The following is a 20,121-nucleotide window of genomic DNA, read 5'->3' on the forward strand; positions in this document are numbered from 1 at the left end:
GCGGACGGCTCAATCGACGGTCGCGCCCGAGGCCTTGATGATCTTCGCCCAGTCCTGCACGTCCTGCGCCACGAACTGGCCGAACTGCGGCGGCGTCATGTGGACGGCGGTGGCTGCCTCGGTCTGCATGCGCTCCTGGTAGGCCGGCGAGTCGATGGCGGCCTTGACCGCGGCATAGAGCTTGTCGGTCACGTCCTGCGGCATGCGCGCCGGCCCGAACAGGCCGAACCAGGCCTGCGACTCGAAGCCCTTGACGGTGCGGCCGATGGGCGGCACGCCCGGGAACTGCGCCAGCGGCTCGCGCGTGCTCACGCCCAGCAGCTGGATGGCGCCGCTCTTCGCATGCGGCAGCACATTCACAGCGCTGGCGAACATCAGGTCCACCGTGCCGGCCAGCACGTCGGCCAGTGCGGGGTTGGTCCCCTTGTAGGGCACGTTGACGATGTCGGTGCCCGTCATCATCTTGAATTGCTCGCTGGCCAGGTGCAGCGAGGAGCCCTGCGCGCCGATGGCGAAGTTGAGCTTGCCCGGGTTTTTCTTCGCATACGCGATGAGCCCCGCCATGTCGTTGAAGGGCAGGCCCTTGCGGGCGATCAGCACGCTGGGCACGCGCGCCACCATGGTGATCGGCGTGAAGTCCTTCACCGGGTCGAAGCCCAGGTTCTTGTAGAGCGTGGCGTTGATGGTGTGGCCGGTGAAGCTCATCAGCAGCGTGCTGCCGTCGGGCGGGGCCTTGGCCACGTAGGCGGCGGCGATGTTGCCGCCGGCACCCGCGCGGTTCTCGACCACCACCGGCCGGCCCAGGCTCTCGCCCATCATGCGGCCGATGATGCGGGCCAGGGTGTCGGTGGTGCCGCCGGCCGGGCTGCCGACCACGACGGTGATGGGCTTGCCCTCCTGCGCGAGCGCAAGGCCGGGCAGGAAGGCGGTGGCCGCCAGCAGCGCGGCCAGCGCGGCGCGGCGTGTGCGCGGGAAGGTCATCGGGGCTGTCTCCTTGTGATTGAGGGGCATGCTAGGCAGCGGGGCAGAAGCGTTCAATGGGACCAACTGGTCCTATCGATGGAGCCACTTGCGCAAGGAAGGCAGTCCGCGGCGCCTGAAGACGCCGTGGCTGGGCATGGCGCGGGCAGGACGGCGCGCGGAGCGGGGCGGGCCCGCACATCCTCCGAGGCACGACGGCCTTTCGACCTGCAAACGGCCCCCATGGCCTTTGCTGTAATCGCGCCATGCCTCGCCGGCCCGCTTCATCGCCTCTTGCCCAGCCGTCCGGCGCGCCCGGGCCTGCGCCCGCGGGCGGACCTGCCGGGCTGGCCGTCCAGCACTGGTTCGACGCCCGCGGCTGGCGGCCTTTCGCCTTCCAGCGCGAGGTGTGGGCCGCCATCGCGGCCGGCCGCTCGGGTCTGCTGCATGCGACCACCGGCGCGGGCAAGACCTATGCGGTGTGGCTGGGCGCGCTGCAGGCGCTGGCCGGCGAGCCGCCCGCCGCGGAAAGCGGCGGCAAGCCACCCGCGCCACCCCCGCTCACGGTGCTGTGGATCACACCGATGCGCGCGCTGGCCGCCGATTCGCTGCGGGCCCTGTCCGAGCCGCTGCCGCTCGTCGCACCGCACTGGGTGGCCGGCTCGCGCAGCGGCGACACCTCGTCCTCCGAGCGCAGCGCGCAGAACCAGCGCCTGCCCACGGTGCTGGTCACCACGCCCGAGAGCCTGTCGCTGATGCTGGCCCGCGCCGATGCGCAGGAGCGTCTGCGCCATCTGCGGCTGGTGGTGGTGGACGAATGGCACGAGCTGCTGGGCAACAAGCGCGGCGTGCAGGTGCAACTGGCGCTGGCGCGCCTGCGCGGCTGGAATGCGGGCCTGATGGCCTGGGCCATGTCCGCCACGCTGGGCAATCTGCACGAGGCCATGGGTGCGCTGCTGGGCCCGGGCGAGGCCGGCGTGCTGGTGCAGGGCCAGGTGCCCAAGACGCTGGTGGTCGACACCCTGCTGCCCGGACGCACGGACCGCTTTCCCTGGGGTGGCCATCTGGGCCTGGCGATGCTGCCGCAGGTGGTGGCCGAGATCGATGCCAGTCCCAGCACGCTGGTCTTCACCAATACCCGCTCGCAGTCCGAGATCTGGTATCAGGCCTTGCTCGAAGCCCGGCCCGACTGGGCGGGTCTGATCGCGCTGCACCACGGCTCGCTCGACCGCGCGGTGCGCGAATGGGTGGAGCTGGGCCTAAAAGGCGGGCAGCTGAAGGCGGTGGTCTGCACGTCGAGCCTGGACCTGGGCGTGGACTTCCTGCCGGTGGAGCGCGTGCTGCAAATTGGCTCGCCCAAGGGCGTGGCGCGGCTGCTGCAGCGCGCCGGCCGCTCGGGTCACGCGCCGGGCCGGCCCTCGCGCGTGAGCATCGTGCCCACCCACAGCCTGGAGCTGGTCGAAGGCGCCGCCGCGCGCGACGCCATCGCGGCCGGCCACATCGAGTCGCGCCACACGCCGCGCGAGCCGCTGGACGTGCTGGTGCAGCACCTGGTGACGGTGGCACTGGGTGGCGGCTTCACGCCCGAGGCGCTCTACGACGAGGTGCGGCGCACGGCCGCCTATGCCCACCTGTCGCCAGCCAGCTGGCAGTGGTGCCTGGACTTCGTGCGCCAGGGCGGCCCGTCGCTGGCCGCCTACCCCGACTACCACCGCGTGGTGCCCGATGCCGAAGGCGTGTGGCGCGTGCCCGACGCGCGGCTGGCGCGGCGGCACCGCAGCAACATCGGCACCATCGTCAGCGACGCGAGCATGAGCGTGCAGTTCGTCGGCGGTGCGCGCATCGGCACGGTGGAAGAAAGCTTCGTCGCCCGCATGAAGCCCGGCGACTGCTTCCTCTTCGGTGGCCGCATGCTGGAGCTGGTGCGCATCCGCGAGATGACCGCCTGGGTGCGCCGCGCCAGCGGCCAGCGCCCGGCCGTGCCGCGCTGGAACGGCGGGCGCATGCCGCTGTCGACCACGCTGGCCGACGCCACGGTGCAGCAGCTGGCGCGGGCCGCCGAGGGCCGCTACGACTCGCCCGAGCTGCAGGCCGTGCGGCCGCTGCTGGAGATCCAGCAGGCCTGGTCGCGCCTGCCCACGCCCGACACGCTGGTGGCCGAGGCGCTGCGCACGCGCGAGGGCTGGCACCTGTTCCTCTACCCCTTCGCCGGCCGGCACGTGCACCTGGGGCTGGCCAGCCTGCTGGCCTGGCGGGTGGCGCAGCATGCGCCGCGCACCTTTTCCATCGCGGTCAACGACTACGGCTTCGAGCTGCTGTGCGCCACCGGGGTCGACTGGCCGCAGCTGCTGCCCCAGGTGCTGCGCGCCGGCCACGACGCGCCAGCGCAGGAGGCGCTGGCCGCGCACGACGACGACGGCGCGCTGCTGCACGAGGTGCTGGCCAGCCTCAATGCCAGCGAGCTGGCGCAGCGGCGCTTCCGCGAGATCGCGCGGGTGTCGGGCCTGATCTTCCAGGGCTACCCGGGCGAGAAGCGCAGCAGCCGGCAACTGCAGGCCTCGTCCTCCCTGTTCTGGGAGGTGCTGCGCAAGTACGACCCGGCCAACCGCCTGCTGGCCCAGGCCGAGACCGAGCTGCTGGCGCAGGAGCTGGACATCGCCCGCCTGCGCGAAAGCCTGGTGCGCATGGCCGGCCAGCGGCTGGAGCTGGTGCAGCCGAAGCGACCCACGCCCTTCGCCTTTCCGCTGATGGTCGAGCGCTTCCGCGAAAAGCTCAGCAACGAGAGCGTGGCCGACCGCATCGCCCGCATGGTGGCGCAGCTGGAGGAGGCTGCGGGCGGCGACATTCCCGTGGGCGACGCACAGGACGTGCGCCGCACCCTGGCCTTCGGTCAGGAACAGCCGCCGGACAAGCCGGTCAAGGGCAGCGAAGACGCCGCGCCCGCCCCGCGCCGCGCCCGGCGTCCGCGCAAACCGTCGAAGCCGCTGCCGCCGCTCTAGCGTTGTGCGCGCCGCGGGGCCGGGCAGGGCGGCGCGGCCACGCCGGTGGCGAGCAGGCCAGGCACGTGGCTCGCACGCAATGCCCAGGGCATCAAGCCGGCCAGTCGTTCGGGACTTCGTGACCGTTCAGCTTTCTGGATGGTTGCCAAACGTAAACTCCTGCCTCCTCCCGCCTCCCCCATGTCCTTCCTGCCCGTCTCCGACGCCCCTGCCGCCCATGAAGTGCTCTGGGCCGGCGAGCGCCTCCACCTGCTGCCCGAGCGCGCCCTGTGGTGGCCGGCGGCCCGGACCCTGTTCATCGCCGACCTGCACATCGGCAAGGCCGCCACCTTCCGGGCGTTGGGCCAGCCGGTGCCCGGCGGCACCACGCAGGAGAACCTGGCGCGGCTCGACGCGCTGATCCATCGGCAGAGTGCGCGCGAGGTGGTCTTCCTGGGCGACTTCCTGCACGCGCCGCAGGCCCGCACGCCGCAGGTGCTGCAGGCGCTGGCCGCCTGGCGCGCGCGTCATCCGCAGGTCGGCATGACGCTGGTGCGCGGCAACCACGATGACCGGGCCGGCGACCCGCCGGCCGAGCTGCGCATCGCGCTGGCCGACGAGCCCTTTGCGCTCGGTCCCTTCGCCTGCTGCCACCATCCGCAGACCCAGCCGGGTCGCTTCGTGCTGGCGGGCCACCTGCATCCGGCCTGCGCGCTGCAGGGCCCGGGTCGTGACAGCCTGCGCCTGCCCTGCTTCGTCAGCGAGCCGGGCCTGGCCATCCTGCCGGCCTTCGGCGAATTCACCGGCGGCCTGCTGCTGCCGCGGATGCCGCAGCGCCGGCTGCATGCGGTGGGCGGCGGGCGCGTGTGGCTGCTGCCGCCCGCGTCCGGCGATGGCGAAGAAGGAGCACCATGGCCTCGGTGAACCTGCGCGAGGAAGCCGCGCTGATGCTCACCCGCTCGTCCATCGTGGCCGAGTTGGACATCCACGACGCGCGCGTCATCGTCGATGCCATGCGCCCCATGGCCGTCAAGGCCGGCACGATCATCATGACCGAGGGCCAGACCGACGACGTCGACTACATGGCGTTGGTGCTCGAAGGCCAGGTACGGGCCGAGGGCACGGGCGTGGGCGACGGCGACGAGGTGGTGATCTCGGTCATCGACGCCGGTCAGCTCTTCGGCGAGATGGGCCTGATCGACGGCTCGCCGCGCTCGGCCACCTGCACGGCCCTCACCGACCTCAAGCTGGCGGTGCTCACCCGCAAGGCCCTGCGCGGCCTGGTGGAAGTGCAGCCGGCCGTGGCCGCGCGGCTGATGCTCTCCATCTCGCGCGCGCTGGCCGAGCGCCTGCGCGAGAGCAACCGCCGCCTGCGCACCCTGTCGCAGATCAGCCGCGCCATGCAGGCCGAGCTGGGCGCGGTGCACGCCGTGAACAAGCGCCTGCTGGCGGCGCAGGCGCGCAAGGGCGGCTGAGGCTTCCTGCGGGCCCGCGCGTGGCGTGGGCTGGCTTGGCTTGGCGCGAAGGCGGGCTTGGCCAGGGCAGTGGCCTCGCCGGCGCGGCGCAAGGCCGGGCGGCTTGGCTTTGCAGGCTGAGCCTGTCGAAGCCCGCCGCTCCACGCCGGGGCAAACGGGCTGACTGACTTTCATCGCGCACGGCCCCCGCGCTTCTCGCCATGCCCTGCAGCAGTGCACCCCACGCACCGTTGCCGACCATGGTGCACTCGAAAATGGAGTGAATACTCCATTAAGTGAAGAAAACACTTACTCCAGGGCTGGCACGCCGTATGCTGATGTGGATCAAACATCCCACGGAGTCGACGCACGATGAGCAGCACGCCCTATCCCCGCAACGCCTGGTACCCGCTCGGCTGGGCCCGCGATATCGGCCAGTCGCTGGCCAAGCGGCGCGTCCTGGGCGAAGACCTGGTGGTCTTCCGCACCAGCACCGGCGAGGTGGCCGCACTGGACGACGCCTGCCCGCACCGCCTCGCGCCGCTGTCGCTGGGCCGGCTGCGCGGCGATTCGGTGGAATGCGGCTACCACGGCCTGGCCTTCGACTGCCGCGGCCACTGCACGCAGGCGCCGGGCATGCAGCGCGCGCCCGCCAATGCGCAGGTGCGCAGCTATCCCACGGCGACGAGCATGGGCATGGTCTGGGTGTGGATGGGCGACGCGGCCCTGGCCGATGCCACGCAGGTCTTCCATCTGCCCGAGTACGACGACCCGGCCTACAGCGTGATCGAGGGCGACGCGCTGCCCGTGGCCGCCAACTACCTGAGCCTGGCCGACAACCTGTGCGATCCCACGCATGTGGTCTATGTGCATCCCACCACGCTGGGCAGCACCGGCCGTGAGGAGACGCGCGTGCAGCACCAGCGCGAAGGCCGCAAGGTGGTCACCTGGCGCTGGGTGATCGACGGGCCGCTGATTCCCATCTTCCAGGGCCTGAAGGACTTCGGCGGAAACGTGGACCGCTGGCACTACTACCACTACCACGCGCCCAGCATCGCCGTGATCGACTTCGGCTCCGCCGCCACCGGAACCGGGGCGCCCGAGGGCGCACGCGGCGACTGCATCCAGATGTTCGCCTGCCACTTCATCACGCCGGTGGACGCGCGCAGTTGCGTGCAGCACTGGCTGCTGCTGAAGAACTCGCCCGCCGACGCCGCCACCGACGAGCGCCTGCGCGCCGGCCTGCGCGTGGCCTTCAACGAGGACAAGGCGGTGCTCGAAGCCATCCAGCGCAACGAGGACAAGCCGCGCGACTGGCAGCGCGTGCAGCTCGGCCTGGACGCCTCGGCCATCAAGATGCGCCGCATCGTGCAGGAAATGGTCGAGGCCGAATCGGCCTGAGCGTCCGCCTACGCGCCCGCACCAGCGGCGTGCCCCTCCCCCTTTCGGTCTCCCCCGTCTCCGTCCAACACCCACCCACGAGGACCCGCGATGATCCCCACCCCCTGGCGCCAAGCCCTCACCGTCGGCCTTCTGGCCGCTGCCGCCGCCGTCCTGCCCGCCGCCGCGCAGGAGCCCATCCGCATCGGCGAGATCAACAGCTACAAGGCCCTGCCGCAGAACCTGGTGCCCTACCGCAACGGCTGGCTGCTGGCGCAGGAAGAGATCAACGCCGCCGGCGGCGTGCTCGGCGGCCGCAAGCTGGAGACGCTGTTCCGCGACGACAACGCCAACCCTGGCGATGCCGTGCGCATGGCCGAGGAGTTGATCGCGCGCGAGAAGATCGACATCCTCTCCGGCGTCACGCTGTCGCACGTGGGCGTGGCGCTGGCCGACTTCGCGCGGCAGAAGAAGATGTTCTTCCTCGCCTCCGGTCCCTTGAGCGACAAGGTGGTGTGGGAGAACGGCAACCGCTACACCTACCGGCTGCGCTCCGGCACCTATGCCCTGGCCACGTCGGTGGTGGCCGAAGCCGCCAAGCTCGGCAAGAAGCGCTGGGCGCTCATCTATCCCAACTACGAGTACGGCCAGGCGGCCACCGCCGCCTTCAAGGAGCAGCTCAGGAAGCTGCAGCCCGACGTGGAGTTCGTGGCCGAGCAGGCGCCGCCGCTGGGCAAGATCGACGCCGGTGCGGTGGTGCAGGCCATCGCCGATGCCAAGCCCGACGCCATCTTCAACGTGATGTTCGGCAGCGACCTGACCAAGCTGGCGCGCGAGGGCAAGACGCGTGGCCTGTTCCAGGGCCGCGAGGTGGTGAGCCTGCTGACCGGCGAGCCCGAGTACCTGGACCCGCTCAAGGACGATGCGCCCGAGGGCTGGATCGTCACCGGCTATCCCTACGCCAACATCGACACCCCCGAGCACCGCGCCTTCTATGCGGCCTACCAGAAGAAGTACGGCGACTATCCGCGCCTGAACGCCGTGGTGGGCTATGCCACGGTGAAAGCCCTGGCGGCCGGCATCCAGAAGGCCGGCGGCACCGACACCGAGAAGCTGATCGCCGCCTTCAAGGGCCTGAACTTCTCAACCCCCTTCGGCCCCGCCACCTTCCGGCCGCAGGACAACCAGTCCACGATGGGCATCTACGTGGGCCGCACGGCGGTCAAGGACGGCAAGGGCGTGATGCCGGCAGGCACCTACATCGACGGCAGCAAGCTGGCGCCGCCGGATGACGTGGTGAAGAAACTGCGCAACCCCGGCTGAGCGCGGCGCGCCTTCAGGCGACGCGTGGCTCTGCCTCGATGCTTCGGAGCACCACCTCGCAGATGTGCGCGCGCCAGCCGGCGCGGCGCGGGCGGCTCATCAGGTCCACGCCCATCCAGGCCGAGCAGGTGTACTGGTTGGAGATGTAGAAGAAGCCGAGCGACATGATGCTCATGAGCACATGCTCGGCCTTCACGTCGCGGCGGAACACGCCCTGCGCCTGGCCGGCCGACAGGATCTCGGCCACCGTCTCCACCAGGGGGAAGGACGTGCGCCCCACCTGCTGCGACTGGCGGATGTGCCGGCCGCGCAGCAGGTTCTCGTTCATGATCACGCGCACCAGATCGGGGTTGGCCGCGTAGTGGTCCCAGGCATGCTCGATCAGCTGGCGCATGCCGGCCACCGGGTCGGGCGGCAGCACGAAGTCGCGCTGCGCACCGATCATCTCGGCATAGAGCTTCTCCAGCACCGCCTGGTAGAGCCGCTCCTTGTTGCCGTAGTAGTAGTACAGCATCCGGTCCACCGTGCCGGCCTGCTTGCTGATGCGCTCGATGCGCGCGCCGGCAAAGCCGTGCTCCGCGAACTCGGCGACGGCGGCGGCCAGGATGCGGTGCTCGATCTGCTCTTCGGGCTCGCGCGGGCGCATGCGTCGCGTGGGGCCGCCAGGGGCCGGGGCGGCCAGCTGCGCCGCGGGTTGCGGCGCAGCCGTCGCATCGGCCGGCGCGGCGGCAGCGGAGGTCCGGCGCGTCTTCTTGGCAGGCGGGTTGGTGTTCTTGGCAGGCACGGCGCCGGGCGGTGTCGGGGGACGGGAAAGAGGCGGATTCTCGCGCAGGCCGGCGGCCCGCCTGGGTGCGCGCGATGGCGTCGCTGCGGCCCTGCGCGATGGTGGCGCTGCCGGCTGCTCCCCGCTCACGGCAATGACGCAGGCGCGACCTGCAGCCACGGCCACCGTGCCCGGTACGAGGCCGCCTTGCGTTCGTACAGCGCCGCATGCGGCACCAGCGGGTTCATCGCCAGCGTGCCCGCATACAGGCCGTCCAGCCCGTAGGGCGCATACAGCCGGCCGGGCGCGATGCCGACGCAGGTCGCAGGGATCAGGAAGCGGTCGATGCCGTCGCGGCTGCTGTGCAGGCGCGGGTAGGGCTGGCCGAAATGCGCTTCGTACCAGAGGTGCACGCGGGCCTGGTTGCAGGCCTCCAGCGTGATGCCCTGGTCGGCGAACAGGGCATCCACGCGCCGCTGCACGGCCCGCTCTCCAGCCTCGGAAAGGTCGTCGGGGTCGAAGTAGAAGAGGTCGTAATCCTTGATGTCCGCCGCCGGCGGCCGCCCCGACCGCTGGTTCCAGACGGTCTGGAACAGGCAGCCGGCCACCAGCCAGCCGTCTGGAAGGGCCAGCGCGTCCCAGCGCGCCAGGATGCAGGCGTTGTGCGGGTTGCGCAGCACGTCGGCAAGGAAGCGCGCTTCCAGTGCCCTGTCCGGCCCGGGCTGCACCGTCATGCGGCGTGCCAGCGCCCCAGCAGCACCGCCGCGGCGCGCACGCGCTGCGTGTCGCGGCCCCACCGACGGCCTTGGGGCAGGTGCCGCAGCCAGCGCATGCGGCGCGCCGCCTCGGCCACGCGCTCGCGCACGCCGGGCTCGGCCGCGTCCATGGCCGCCTGCCAGTGCGCCGCGGCAGCCTGCGGGCCGGCCGCCAGGATGAGCGCGCCGGTCGAATGCAGGTAGCTCAGCCAGTCGCGGGCCTGGCACTGGTCGGTGGGCAGCGTGGCGCCGGGGTCATCCTCGAAGTCGATGAAGCCGATCTCGCCATCGGGGCACAGCACCATGTTGCGGGCGAAGGCCTGGCTCAGGTACTGGCCGCGGGCATGCACCCGGGCGATGGCCTGCAGCCCCTGCGCCCAGGCCGCCAGCAGCACGGCCGGGCCCTGGGTGGCGGCCTGCTCCAGACGCTCCATCAGCATGGCGGCGCTGCGGCCGCTGCCGGCCAGGTCGCTGATCAACAGACCCTCGGGCTGCTCGGCCAGCACCTGCGGCACGCGCAGGCCGCTGGCGGCCAGGCTGCGCAGGCGCGCGGCTTCGATGGCGATGGCCGCCGCGCCGCCGGGGTTGGGCACGGGTGTCAGCACCTCCAGCCGCAGCGTGCGGGCGATGAGCGACAGCAACCGGTAGCGCAGCGGGCCATGGCGCGGGCCGGCCTTCTTGAGCCAGACGCGCCGGTCGTCCAGCCGGTGGTCGGCCACGCTGCGCGCCTGCTTTGGGAGCATCTCGCGCAGGAATGCATGCGGGTCGCGCCGGGGCGGGGCCTCGCCGCCGGCGGTGTCGTCGCGGCGGGGGGAGGAGGACGAGGAACGTCGGAAGGAGGGGCGGAGCGCTGCCATGAAAACGGAAATCGGCCGGGCCGGCCGCAGGGCCGCCAGGGGCGCTCGCCGGCGGGCGGCTTGGTGTGCTGCATCATAGGGGGCATTCCCCGACACCCTTTTTCCATGACTTCCGACACCCCCCAGCCGGCCGAAGTCGGCACCGCCGCCGCCCTGCCTGCCCTGACGCCCGAGGACTTCGACGCCCTGGACGACGCGCTCGACGCGATGCGCGAGCGCGACGAGGACATCCCCCAGTGGGAGTTCTGCGACGGCTTCATGGCCGCGCTGGTCTGCACCCGCCGCGTGGTCGAGCCCAGCGAATACTGGCCTGCGCTCTTCGGCCCCGGCTTCTCCCCCGCCCAGCACATGGAGTTCGTCTGGCGCTGGAAGCGCCGCTGGCACGAGATGCAGACGGCCCTCGACGCAGCCGACGTGCAGTCGCTGGACGACGATCGCTGCTTCCAGCCCGAGTGCCTGGATCTGCGCGGCGCCATCGCCGCCCTGCCGCCCGAGGAGCGCGCCGAAGCGCCCGAGGGCGAGCTGCCTTCCTTCGCGCAGGTGTGGGCCCTGGGCTTTCTGGCCGCGGTCGAGCACTGGTCCGAGGACTGGGCACCGCCGCGCGACAAGGAAGTCGCCGAGATGCTGGCCGACGGCCTGGACTGCATCGCCACGCTGGCGGAGGACGACACCCACCCGCCCGCGCTGTCGATGTACGCCGAAGACGGCCCTCCCACCGTCAGCCAGCAGCGGCTGGACGACTTCGGTGAGGCCATCTGGGCCGTGTACGACCTGCGCCAGCTGTGGCGCAGCCTGGGCCCGCGCGTGCAGGCCGTGCGCCGCGCCGACGAGCCCGGCCGCAACGACCCCTGCCCCTGCGGCAGCGGCAAGAAATACAAGAAGTGCCACGGGGCCTGAGCCCGAAGGACGAAGGCCTGACAGCCGCGTGACACCGCAGCAACGGGCAGGGACATTGGCGGCGGTCGTTTGACAGTTCGCGCCCGACGCGCAGGATGCAGCCATGGACCTCGAACTTGCCGGCAAACATGTCTTGATCACGGGTGGCAGCAAGGGCATCGGCCTGGCCTGCGCACGGGGATTTCTGCAGGAGGGCGCCCGCGTCAGCCTGGTGGCCCGCCATGAGGCGGGGCTGGTCGACGCGGCGCTGGCGCTGGCCGACGCCCGGGCCGACGCGGCCCGCATGGTCGCCACATTCGCGGCCGACCTGAGCGACCCGCAGGCCGCCATCGCGGTGCTGGACCGCATCGAGAAATCCCACGGCCCGGTCGACGTGCTGATCAACTCGGCCGGCGCCGCCCGAAGGACGCCCGCCGAAGAGCTCGAGGCGGCCCATTGGCAGGCCGCCATGCAGGCCAAGTACTTCACCTACATCCACATGATGGACCCGCTCATCAAGCGCATGGCCGCGCGCGGGCACGGGGCCATCGTCAACGTGGTGGGCGCGGGCGGCAAGGTGGCCAGCCCGATCCACCTGCCGGGCGGCTCGGCCAACGCGGCCCTGATGCTCGCCAGCGTGGGTTTGGCCAATGCCTATGCGGCCAAGGGCGTGCGGGTGAACGTGGTCAACCCGGGCCTCACCGCCACCGAGCGACTGCAAGAGGGCCTGAAGGCCCAGGCCGCCCAGCAAGGTGTCTCGCCCGAGGAGGCTCTGGCGCAGTCCACGGCGAAGCTGCCGCTCGGCCGCATCGCCGAGGCGCGCGAGGTGGCCGATGCGGTGCTCTTCCTCGCCTCGGCGCGGGCGAGCTACGTCACCGGTGCGGTGCTGGCGATGGATGGCGCGGTCACGCCCATCGTGGTGTAGGCGCCGCACGGCGGGCGGCGGCTTCTTCCTCCTACAGGCCGTGCCACGCGCGCTGGCCTAGATTGGCTGTCCCCCGCACGGAGAGCCTTGCCATGCCCGCATCCAGCCCGCGCGTCCTGTGGAAGGGCGCCATCAGCTTCGGACTCGTCCACATTCCGGTGGCGCTGTACTCGGCCACGCAGGACGGCAGCATCGACTTCGACTGGCTGGACAAGCGCTCCATGGACCCCGTGGGCTACAAGCGCATCAACAAGAAGACGGGCAAGGAGATCGCCCGCGAGAACATCGTGCGCGGCGTCGAATGGGAGGACGGCCAGTACGTGGTGCTGACCGACAAGGAGATCGCCGACGCCTATCCGCGCACGCTGCAGACCATCGAGATCGAGCGCTTCGTGCCGGCCGATGGCATTCCCTTCATCCACCTCGACCGGCCCTATTACACGGCGCCCATCCAGCGCGGCGCCAAGGTGTACGCCCTGCTGCGCGAGGCGCTGGTGCGCACCGGGCGCATCGGCGTGGCGCGGGTGGTGATCCAGACCAAGGAGCACCTGGCGGCGCTGGTGCCCGCGGGGCCGGGCCTGGTGCTCAACTTGCTGCGCTGGGGCGCCGACATCCGCTCCTGGGAAGGCCTGCCGCTGCCCGACGCCGATGCCCGCAAGGCCGGCGTGAACGACCGCGAACTGAAGATGGCCGAGCAACTCATCGACGACATGTCGGGCGAATGGAAGCCCGAGGAGTACGAGGATCGCTTCCGTGACCGCATCATGGCGCTGGTCGAGCGCAAGGCCGAGGCGGGCCAGGCGCAGGACGTCGCCAAGCTGGAGCCTCAGGAGCAGGCCAGCTCGGGCGCCAAGATCCTGGACCTGACCGAGCTGCTGCAGCGCAGCCTGCGCGGTGGGAAGGGCCGAGCGGCGGCCAAGGACGACGAGGCGGACGAGGGCGAGGACGACGGCAGTACGCGCACCAAGGCCGCTGCAGGCAAGCGCGCTGCGGCCAAGGCACCCGCCAAGCGGGCCACCGCCAAGTCCGCGCCCGCCCGCAAGACGGCACCGCGCCGCAAGGCGGCATGAGCAGGCGCATGGGCTGAAGGCTGCGCCACAGCGCCACGCTCGCCTCCGCCCGATTGCCACTGATTCACATGGCCACCGCCACCCACAAGACCCCTGCCCGCCGAGCGGCGCCGGCCACCCGCAAGACGGCCCGCCAGGCACGCAGCGCCACGACCGGCAAGGCGAGCAGCAAGGCGACGCGCAATACCGCCGGCCCGCGCGACACCGCCATCTCGAAGCCCGCGGCCGACGCCGCCCAGGCCCTGGCCGCCTACCACCGCAAGCGCGACTTCCAGCGCACCCCCGAGCCCCGCCATGGCGGCGCGCCGGGCGTGGAGGCCCTGGCCTTCGTGGTGCAGAAGCACGACGCCACGCGCCTGCACTACGACTTCCGGCTGGAGCTGGACGGCACGCTCAAGAGCTGGGCGGTACCCAAGGGGCCGTGCCTGGACCCCACGGTCAAGCGCATGGCGGTGGAGGTGGAGGACCACCCCATTGCCTACGGCGACTTCGAGGGCCGCATCCCCGAGGGCCAGTACGGCGCCGGCACGGTGATCGTCTGGGACCGCGGTACCTGGGTGCCCGAAGGCGATGCCCGCGCTGGCCTGCGCGCCGGCAAGCTCAGCTTCACGCTGCAGGGCCACAAGCTCCATGGCCGCTGGACGCTGGTGCGCATGCACGGCAAGGATGAGAAGAAACCCAGCTGGCTGCTCATCAAGGACGAGGATGCCGCCGCGCGGCCGCTGGCCGACTACGACGTGACCGAGGCCGAGCCGGACAGCGTGCGGCACATCGGCCAACCCGATGCCGCCCCCGCCGCCGAGCCGGCAGAACCCGATCCCCCGGTCGCCAGCAAGCCTGCAATCCGCGGCCGGAGCAAAGCCGCCACCCAACGCGCCGACGCCACGGCCAGGAAGGGAAGGCCGAAGGACGCCGAAGAGACGCCCCTCCCGGGCGTGGCCGCCGCGCTGCCCGACACCCTCGCCCCCCAGCTCGCCGTGCTGGCCGACGGCCCGCCGGCTGAGCCTGCGCAATGGGCGTGGGAACTCAAGTTCGACGGCTACCGCCTGCTCACCCACATCGACGGCCGCGGACGTGTGCGCTGCTTCACCCGCAATGGCCACGACTGGACCGACCGCCTGCCCGAACTGGCCCGCGCCCTGACGCAATTGCCGGTGCGCAATGCCTGGCTCGATGGCGAGATCGGCGTGCTGGGCGCGAACGACGCGCCCGACTTCCAGGCCCTGCAGAACGCCTTCGACCTGCAGGCCACGGCGCCCATCGTCTACTGGCTGTTTGACGCGCCCTTCGTGGGCGGGCGCGATCTGCGTGACGAGCCGCTGACGCTGCGGCGCGAAGCCTTGCGCGCCATCTTCGACGCTGGCGAGCTGCCGCCCTCGCTGCGCTTCAGCGAGGCCTTCGACGCCACGCCGCGCGACCTGCTGGCCTCTGCGGCCGGCATCGGATTCGAGGGCATCGTGGGCAAGCGGCTGGACAGCCCCTACATCAGCGGCCGTTCGCTGGGGTGGATCAAGCTCAAGCACCAGTTGCGGCAGGAGTTCGTCATCGGCGGCTATACCGCGCCGCGCGGCAGCCGCATCGGCTTCGGCGCGCTGTTGCTCGGCGTGTACGACGAGCGAGGCGAGTTGAAGCATGCGGGCAATGTCGGCACCGGCTTCGACCAGCGCCGCCTGGCCGAGATGCATGCGCAGTTGCAGGCACTCGATCAGGACGAATGCCCCTTCACGCCGCGGCCGGCGGGCGAGAAGGCGCAATGGGTGCGGCCCGAGCTGGTCGCGGAAGTGGCCTTCGGCCAGTGGACGCGCGAAGGCAAGGTGCGGCAGGCCGTGTTCCAGGGCCTGCGTAGCGACAAGCCCGCGCGGCAGATCGTTCGGGAGCACGCCATGGATTCATCGACTGCCGACGGGAAGGCCCCGCGGGCCGCGGGGAAGGCGGACGCACATTCGACGCCGAAAGAGGCCGCGTCCCCCAGGCCGACAGCGCGCGCGGCTGCGGCGAAGCCCGCATCCGCCAAGGGCCGTCGCAAGCCGGCCGTCGTTGCCGGCGAGAGCAGCGAAAGCGACCTGCCGGCCGACCTGCGCATCACCCACGCCGACCGCGTGATCGACCGCGCCAGCGGTGCCACCAAGGGCGAGGTCATCGCCTATTACGCCCAGGTCGCGCCGCTCATGCTGCCGCACCTGCGTGGCCGGCCGGTCTCGCTGGTGCGCGCGCCCGACGGCGTGGGTGGCGAGCTGTTCTTCCAGAAGCATGTGCAGAACGCACCGCTGCCCGGCGTGCGCCTGCTCGACCCCGCGCTGGACCCGGGCCATGAGCCGCTGCTGCAGATCGACAGCGCCAAGGGCCTGCTCTCGGCTGCCCAGATGAACACGCTCGAATTCCACACCTGGAACGGCCATTCGCGCGGGCTGGACAAGCCCGACCGCATGACCTTCGACCTCGACCCGGGCGAAGGCGTGCCCTGGGCCCATGTGCAGGAAGGCGCCCTGCTGATGCGCACGCTGCTGCAGGAGCTGCGCCTGGACGGCCTGCTCAAGACCAGCGGCGGCAAGGGCCTGCATGTGGTGGTGCCGATCCGGCGCCAGCATGGCTGGGACACGGTGAAGGACTTCTCGCGCGCCGTGGTGCAGCACCTGGCCCGCACGCTGCCCGAGCGCTTCGTGGCCAAGAGCGGCCCGAAGAACCGCGTGGGCCGCATCTTTGTCGACTACCTGCGCAACGGCTTCGGCGCCACGACGGTGAGCGCCTGGTCGGTGCGGTCGCGGCCGGGGCTGGGCGTGTCGGTGCCCGTGGCGTGGGACGAGCTGCCCAACCTCACCAGCGGTGCGCACTGGACGTTGGCCAGCGTCGGCGAGCGGCTGGCGACGGGCAATGCCCCTTGGGACGAGGCCGATGTGCCCAGCCAGGGCCTGACCCGCGCGATGCAGGTGCTCGGCTTCAGCCCCTGACTTCCTCGGTGATCACGTCGAAACGGTTGAGCTGGTGCTGGCCGAACACCATGGTGATCGGCACATCGGCGGCATCGCGACCGCGGGCGATGACCACGCGGCCGATGCGCGGAACGTTGTGGCGGGCATCGAAGGTGTGCCAGCGGCCGCCCAGGTAGACCTCGAACCAGGCGCTGAAGTCCATGGGGTAGGGCACCGGCGGCACGCCGATGTCGCCCAGGTAGCCCGTGACGTAGCGGGCCGGAATGTTCATGCAGCGACACAGCGCCACCGCCAGGTGCGCATAGTCGCGGCACACGCCCACGCCCTGGCGCCAGCCGCCCAGCGCCGTGCGGCCGGCATCGGCGCAGCCGTAGTCGAAGCGGATGTGGTGGTGCACCCAGTCGCAGATGGCCTGCACCCGGGCCCAGCCCAGCGGCGTCTGGCCGAATTGGGCCCAGGCGAAGGCCAGCAGTTCGCTGTCCACCTCGCAATAGCGGCTGGGCAGCAGGAAGGCCAGCGTCTGGGGCGGCAGCTCGTCCACCGGATGTTGCAGCGCGCCCCAGTCCTGCTGGTCGGGCCAACCCGGATCGTGGATGGTGGCCTGTCCGTGCAGCCGCAGCCGGTGCTGACCGGCCGGCACGCGTACGCGGGCGCAACGGTTGCCGAAGCCGTCCACATAGTGGTCGGTCCAGAAGGGGGGATCGGCCACCGGATGCTCCGGCGCGACGAGATCGTGCGCGCGGTCGGGGTGCACCTGCAGCAGGTAGACCACGGCGGTGGGTCCGGCCAGGGCCAGTTCGATGTCGTAGCCGATGCGGATGAGCATGGGAGGAGGGCGGGCCTTCGTCCGGGGTGGACTGTCGCGGCGCGGGTGCGTGAGCCTAGACGGCCTTGCACCGTTCGTGCCACAGGCCTTCGCGCCCCGCCGTGTAGGCGTGCGCCGCGCGTCGGCCATGTCCTACCTTGTCGGGCTCGGCGCTCCCACATCTGCCGGCGTGGCGTCACTACGCGTCCGGCGAAACCACGGGCCTACGCTTTGTCACATTCGCGGCCCACCTGTCAGGGGCATGCCTCGCACGAAGCGGCCTGCGTTCCCCCCCAACTTCCTTCTCGAAGCAGGATTCCCATGGAACTGACCTCTGCCCTTGTCAGCGCACTCAACAGCGCCTGGCTGGACGAATTCCTGGTCTGGGGCGTCGCCGGCATGACCGCCGTGATCGCTCTGGTCGCTCTGGTCAACGCCGTCGACGTGTTTCTCGACAGCGAAGCCGGCTGACCGGCCCCACCTCCTTCTCTAAGCACCCGATGCCCACCAAGAGCAAGTCCCCCGCCCCGCGCCGCGGCCGCACGGCCGACACAACGAACGCCAAGATCGAGCAGCTGGCTGCCTCCACCGCCGAGCTGCCGCTGCCGCACCTGAGCACCAACCAGGGGACGCGCATCGCGGACAACCACAACTCGCTCAAGGCGGGCGTGCGCGGCCCGACGCTGCTCGAAGACTTCATCCTGCGCGAGAAGATCACGCACTTCGACCACGAGCGCATTCCCGAGCGCGTGGTGCATGCGCGTGGCAGTGCGGCGCACGGCTACTTCCAGGTCTACAAGTCGATGTCGCAGTTCACGCGCGCCGGCCTGCTGAACGACCCGTCGCTGAAGACGCCGGTGTTCGTGCGCTTCTCCACCGTGGCGGGCGGCTCCAGCTCGGCCGACACGGTGCGCGATGTGCGCGGCTTCTCGGTCAAGTTCTACACGCAGGAAGGCATCTGGGACCTGGTAGGCAACAACATCCCGGTGTTCTTCATCCAGGACGCGATGAAGTTCCCCGACCTGGTCCATGCCGTCAAGCAGGAGCCGCACCACGGCATGCCGCAGGCGGCCAGCGCGCACGACACCTTCTGGGACTTCGCTTCGCTGATGCCCGAGACCACCCACATGCTGATGTGGGCCATGAGCGACCGCGCCATCCCGCGCAGCCTGCGCATGATGCAGGGCTTCGGCGTGCACACCTTCCGCCTGATCAACAGCCGGGGCGATGCCCACTTCGTCAAGTTCCACTGGAAGCCCAAGCTGGGCAGCCATGCCCTGGTCTGGGACGAGGCGCAGAAGATTGCCGGCAAGGACCCGGACTTCCACCGCCGCGACCTGTGGGAAGCCATCGAGAACGGCGACTTCCCGGAATGGGAACTGGGCATGCAGCTGATCCCGCAGGACAAGGAGCATTCGCTGGGCTTCGACCTGCTGGACCCGACCAAGCTGATCCCCGAAGAGATGGTGCCGGTCACGCCCGTGGGCAAGCTGGTGCTCAACCGCAACCCCGACAACTTCTTCGCCGAGACCGAGCAGGTCGCTTTCCACCCCGGCCACGTGGTGCCGGGTATCGACTTCAGCAACGACCCGCTGCTGCAGGGCCGGCTGTTCAGCTACACCGACACGCAGCTGTCGCGCCTGGGCGGCCCCAACTTCCACGAGCTGCCGATCAACCGCGGCGTCTGTCCCTTCCACAACTTCCAGCGCGACGGCATGCACCGCCAGACCATCTCGCGCGGGCAGGTGGCGTACGAGCCGAACTCGCTGGGCAATGGCTCGGAGTTCCGGGTCGATGGCGACAGCGAGGGCTTCCAGACCTACCCCGAGACGGTCGAGTCGCCCAAGGTGCGCCGCCGCAGCGAGAGCTTCGACGACCACTTCACGCAGGCGCGCCTGTTCTTCAACAGCCAGACGGCCGTGGAGAAGGAGCACATCATTGCGGCCTTCCGCTTCGAGCTGTCGAAGGTGGAGGTGCCCGCGGTGCGCCAGCGCATGGTGGACAACCTGGCGCATGTGGACGAAAAGCTGGCCCGCCGTGTGGCCGAGCCGCTGGGCATCGAGGCGCCCGACGCCAAGGCTGCTGCAGGCCAGGCCGGCTACCGTGAGGCGCGGATCAACCTCCCCATCGAGGAATCGCCCGCGCTGAGCATGATCGGCACCGGCGACGGCAGCATCAAGACGCGCAAGATCGCGATCCTGGTGAGCGACGGCGTCGACTCGGCCTCGCTCAAGCCGATCCGCGAGGCGCTGGAGTCGGCGGGGGCGATGTGCAAGGTCGTGGGCCCGCGTCTGGGCAGCGTCACGAGCGCATCGAAGCGTCAGGTCGAGGTGGATGCCACCTTCACCAACATGCCGTCGGTGATGTTCGATGCGGTGCTGGTGCCGGCGGGCACCGAGAACGCCAAGACGCTGATGGCCAATGGCGAGGCGCAGCATTTCGTGCTGGAGGCCTTCAAGCACCTCAAGTCCATCTGCGTGGTGGGTGAGGGGGCGCAACTGCTGGCCTCGGTCGGTGTGGAAGAGGGCAAGACCGACGCGCCAGCCGGCGTGGTGGTGGCCGCGACCCCTGCGCAGCAGTTGGGCGAGAACGAAGAGGCGCAGGGCATTGCGCAGACCTTCGTCGCTGCCATTGCCAAGCACCGGCACTGGGACCGTGCGGGGGTGGAGGCTGTGCCGGCCTGAATCTGCTCTTCGCCGGTCTTCACGCAAGGGTCAATGCGGCTGTGGTCGCGTTGGCCCTTTTTGCTTTGCAGTGGTCGGTGTGGGTGCTTGGTGTTGTGTGGTCCGTGGTCCGGCCCTGGTGCCGGTGAGGGCGTGTCGGCGCTTCAAGTGGGGCGGTCGGCGCCGCGCGCCGACTTCCCTGCGGTGCTCGGACAGACGGGCCGCGGCAGAACTCGCTACGCGCTTCGCGCTGCGTGGAGTGAACCCCTGGGGCTGGACCACCGATAGTTGCAGAGACTGATACGCTGGCTGGGCCTTCACCAGGAGAAGGTTCATGACCGCAAGATCGACATACCGCCAGCATTCGCTGGAGTTCAAGTTG

At 70.8% G+C, this 20,121-nt stretch carries 16 protein-coding genes; 11 read left to right on the forward strand and 5 right to left on the reverse strand.

Annotated features, from left to right (window positions below; translation table 11 throughout):
• Positions 1–9: 9 nt before the first annotated feature.
• Positions 10–981, reverse strand: a complete 972-nt coding sequence (locus KBC94_RS25865) for a tripartite tricarboxylate transporter substrate binding protein (RefSeq protein ID WP_294377297.1) — start codon at positions 979–981, stop codon at positions 10–12.
• Positions 982–1,226: 245 nt separating this feature from the next.
• On the opposite strand from KBC94_RS25865, the gene KBC94_RS25870 reads away from it, so the two are divergent.
• The 5 genes from KBC94_RS25870 to KBC94_RS25890 all read left to right on the forward strand — a co-directional run bounded on the left by KBC94_RS25870 (position 1,227) and on the right by KBC94_RS25890 (position 8,095).
• Positions 1,227–3,959: a ligase-associated DNA damage response DEXH box helicase gene (locus KBC94_RS25870; RefSeq protein WP_294377300.1), complete on the forward strand. Its 2,733-nt coding sequence runs from the start codon at positions 1,227–1,229 to the stop codon at positions 3,957–3,959.
• A 180-nt stretch (positions 3,960–4,139) separates the two neighbouring features.
• The gene (pdeM, locus tag KBC94_RS25875; protein WP_294377303.1) at positions 4,140–4,862 is read left to right on the forward strand and encodes a ligase-associated DNA damage response endonuclease PdeM; all 723 of its coding nucleotides are present in this window, start codon (positions 4,140–4,142) and stop codon (positions 4,860–4,862) included.
• The gene (locus KBC94_RS25880) at positions 4,850–5,413 is read left to right on the forward strand and encodes a Crp/Fnr family transcriptional regulator (protein ID WP_294377307.1); all 564 of its coding nucleotides are present in this window, start codon (positions 4,850–4,852) and stop codon (positions 5,411–5,413) included. The genes pdeM and KBC94_RS25880 overlap by 13 nt, the downstream gene beginning before the upstream one ends.
• Before the next feature lie 351 nt (positions 5,414–5,764).
• A complete protein-coding gene (locus tag KBC94_RS25885; RefSeq protein ID WP_294377312.1) occupies positions 5,765–6,793 on the forward strand; it encodes an aromatic ring-hydroxylating dioxygenase subunit alpha in 1,029 nt (342 codons plus the stop codon).
• A 90-nt stretch (positions 6,794–6,883) separates the two neighbouring features.
• Positions 6,884–8,095, forward strand: a complete 1,212-nt coding sequence (locus KBC94_RS25890; protein ID WP_294377314.1) for an ABC transporter substrate-binding protein — start codon at positions 6,884–6,886, stop codon at positions 8,093–8,095.
• A 13-nt stretch (positions 8,096–8,108) separates the two neighbouring features.
• Here KBC94_RS25890 and KBC94_RS25895 read toward each other — a convergent pair whose 3' ends face one another.
• The 3 genes from KBC94_RS25895 to KBC94_RS25905 form a co-directional block, all read right to left on the reverse strand.
• The gene (locus tag KBC94_RS25895; protein WP_294377317.1) at positions 8,109–8,879 is read right to left on the reverse strand and encodes a TetR/AcrR family transcriptional regulator; all 771 of its coding nucleotides are present in this window, start codon (positions 8,877–8,879) and stop codon (positions 8,109–8,111) included.
• A gap of 125 nt (positions 8,880–9,004) precedes the next feature.
• On the reverse strand, positions 9,005–9,592 hold the full coding sequence (locus tag KBC94_RS25900; RefSeq protein ID WP_294377318.1) for a nucleotidyltransferase family protein: 588 nt from the start codon (positions 9,590–9,592) through the stop codon (positions 9,005–9,007).
• Complete coding sequence (locus KBC94_RS25905) at positions 9,589–10,470, reverse strand: hypothetical protein (RefSeq protein WP_294377320.1); 882 nt, start codon at positions 10,468–10,470, stop codon at positions 9,589–9,591. Before KBC94_RS25905 ends, KBC94_RS25900 begins: the two co-directional genes overlap by 4 nt.
• 105 nt (positions 10,471–10,575) lie before the next feature.
• Here KBC94_RS25905 and KBC94_RS25910 point away from each other — a divergent pair, with 105 nt between their 5' ends.
• The 4 genes from KBC94_RS25910 (at position 10,576) to ligD (ending at position 16,289) form a co-directional block, all read left to right on the forward strand.
• On the forward strand, positions 10,576–11,367 hold the full coding sequence (locus KBC94_RS25910) for a UPF0149 family protein (RefSeq protein WP_294377322.1): 792 nt from the start codon (positions 10,576–10,578) through the stop codon (positions 11,365–11,367).
• A 103-nt stretch (positions 11,368–11,470) separates the two neighbouring features.
• Positions 11,471–12,271: an SDR family oxidoreductase gene (locus KBC94_RS25915; protein ID WP_294377324.1), complete on the forward strand. Its 801-nt coding sequence runs from the start codon at positions 11,471–11,473 to the stop codon at positions 12,269–12,271.
• A gap of 92 nt (positions 12,272–12,363) precedes the next feature.
• Positions 12,364–13,341 (forward strand): Ku protein, encoded by a 978-nt coding sequence (locus KBC94_RS25920; RefSeq protein ID WP_294377327.1) that lies wholly within the window; start codon positions 12,364–12,366, stop codon positions 13,339–13,341.
• A gap of 68 nt (positions 13,342–13,409) precedes the next feature.
• The gene (ligD, locus tag KBC94_RS25925; protein WP_294377330.1) at positions 13,410–16,289 is read left to right on the forward strand and encodes a DNA ligase D; all 2,880 of its coding nucleotides are present in this window, start codon (positions 13,410–13,412) and stop codon (positions 16,287–16,289) included.
• Here the strand turns inward: ligD and KBC94_RS25930 are convergent.
• Complete coding sequence (locus KBC94_RS25930) at positions 16,279–17,097, reverse strand: transglutaminase family protein (RefSeq protein WP_294377333.1); 819 nt, start codon at positions 17,095–17,097, stop codon at positions 16,279–16,281. The genes ligD and KBC94_RS25930 overlap by 11 nt on opposite strands.
• 300 nt (positions 17,098–17,397) lie before the next feature.
• On the opposite strand from KBC94_RS25930, the gene KBC94_RS25935 reads away from it, so the two are divergent.
• Together KBC94_RS25935 and katE are read left to right on the forward strand one after the other, a co-directional pair.
• Entirely contained in the window at positions 17,398–17,547 is a 150-nt protein-coding gene (locus tag KBC94_RS25935) for a hypothetical protein (RefSeq protein WP_294377336.1), read from the forward strand.
• Positions 17,548–17,576: 29 nt separating this feature from the next.
• Positions 17,577–19,760 (forward strand): catalase HPII, encoded by a 2,184-nt coding sequence (katE, locus tag KBC94_RS25940; protein ID WP_294377338.1) that lies wholly within the window; start codon positions 17,577–17,579, stop codon positions 19,758–19,760.
• Positions 19,761–20,121: the final 361 nt, after the last annotated feature.

It is taken from the genome of Pseudacidovorax sp., assembly GCF_017991995.1.
Lineage (GTDB): Bacteria > Pseudomonadota > Gammaproteobacteria > Burkholderiales > Burkholderiaceae_C > Xenophilus.

What these genes read in the sequence shown, in the direction of transcription:
- pdeM (WP_294377303.1), top strand. Translation starts at nt 4,140, where the DNA reads ATGTCCTTCCTGCCCGTCTCCGACGCCCCTGCCGCCCATGAAGTGCTC.
- KBC94_RS25880 (WP_294377307.1), top strand. Translation starts at nt 4,850, where the DNA reads ATGGCCTCGGTGAACCTGCGCGAGGAAGCCGCGCTGATGCTCACCCGC.
- KBC94_RS25910 (WP_294377322.1), top strand. Translation starts at nt 10,576, where the DNA reads ATGACTTCCGACACCCCCCAGCCGGCCGAAGTCGGCACCGCCGCCGCC.
- KBC94_RS25915 (WP_294377324.1), top strand. Translation starts at nt 11,471, where the DNA reads ATGGACCTCGAACTTGCCGGCAAACATGTCTTGATCACGGGTGGCAGC.
- ligD (WP_294377330.1), top strand. Translation starts at nt 13,410, where the DNA reads ATGGCCACCGCCACCCACAAGACCCCTGCCCGCCGAGCGGCGCCGGCC.
- KBC94_RS25900 (WP_294377318.1), bottom strand. Translation starts at nt 9,592, where the DNA reads ATGACGGTGCAGCCCGGGCCGGACAGGGCACTGGAAGCGCGCTTCCTT.
- KBC94_RS25930 (WP_294377333.1), bottom strand. Translation starts at nt 17,097, where the DNA reads ATGCTCATCCGCATCGGCTACGACATCGAACTGGCCCTGGCCGGACCC.
- KBC94_RS25905 (WP_294377320.1), bottom strand. Translation starts at nt 10,470, where the DNA reads ATGGCAGCGCTCCGCCCCTCCTTCCGACGTTCCTCGTCCTCCTCCCCC.
- KBC94_RS25885 (WP_294377312.1), top strand. Translation starts at nt 5,765, where the DNA reads ATGAGCAGCACGCCCTATCCCCGCAACGCCTGGTACCCGCTCGGCTGG.
- KBC94_RS25865 (WP_294377297.1), bottom strand. Translation starts at nt 981, where the DNA reads ATGACCTTCCCGCGCACACGCCGCGCCGCGCTGGCCGCGCTGCTGGCG.
- KBC94_RS25920 (WP_294377327.1), top strand. Translation starts at nt 12,364, where the DNA reads ATGCCCGCATCCAGCCCGCGCGTCCTGTGGAAGGGCGCCATCAGCTTC.
- katE (WP_294377338.1), top strand. Translation starts at nt 17,577, where the DNA reads ATGCCCACCAAGAGCAAGTCCCCCGCCCCGCGCCGCGGCCGCACGGCC.
- KBC94_RS25935 (WP_294377336.1), top strand. Translation starts at nt 17,398, where the DNA reads ATGGAACTGACCTCTGCCCTTGTCAGCGCACTCAACAGCGCCTGGCTG.
- KBC94_RS25890 (WP_294377314.1), top strand. Translation starts at nt 6,884, where the DNA reads ATGATCCCCACCCCCTGGCGCCAAGCCCTCACCGTCGGCCTTCTGGCC.
- KBC94_RS25870 (WP_294377300.1), top strand. Translation starts at nt 1,227, where the DNA reads ATGCCTCGCCGGCCCGCTTCATCGCCTCTTGCCCAGCCGTCCGGCGCG.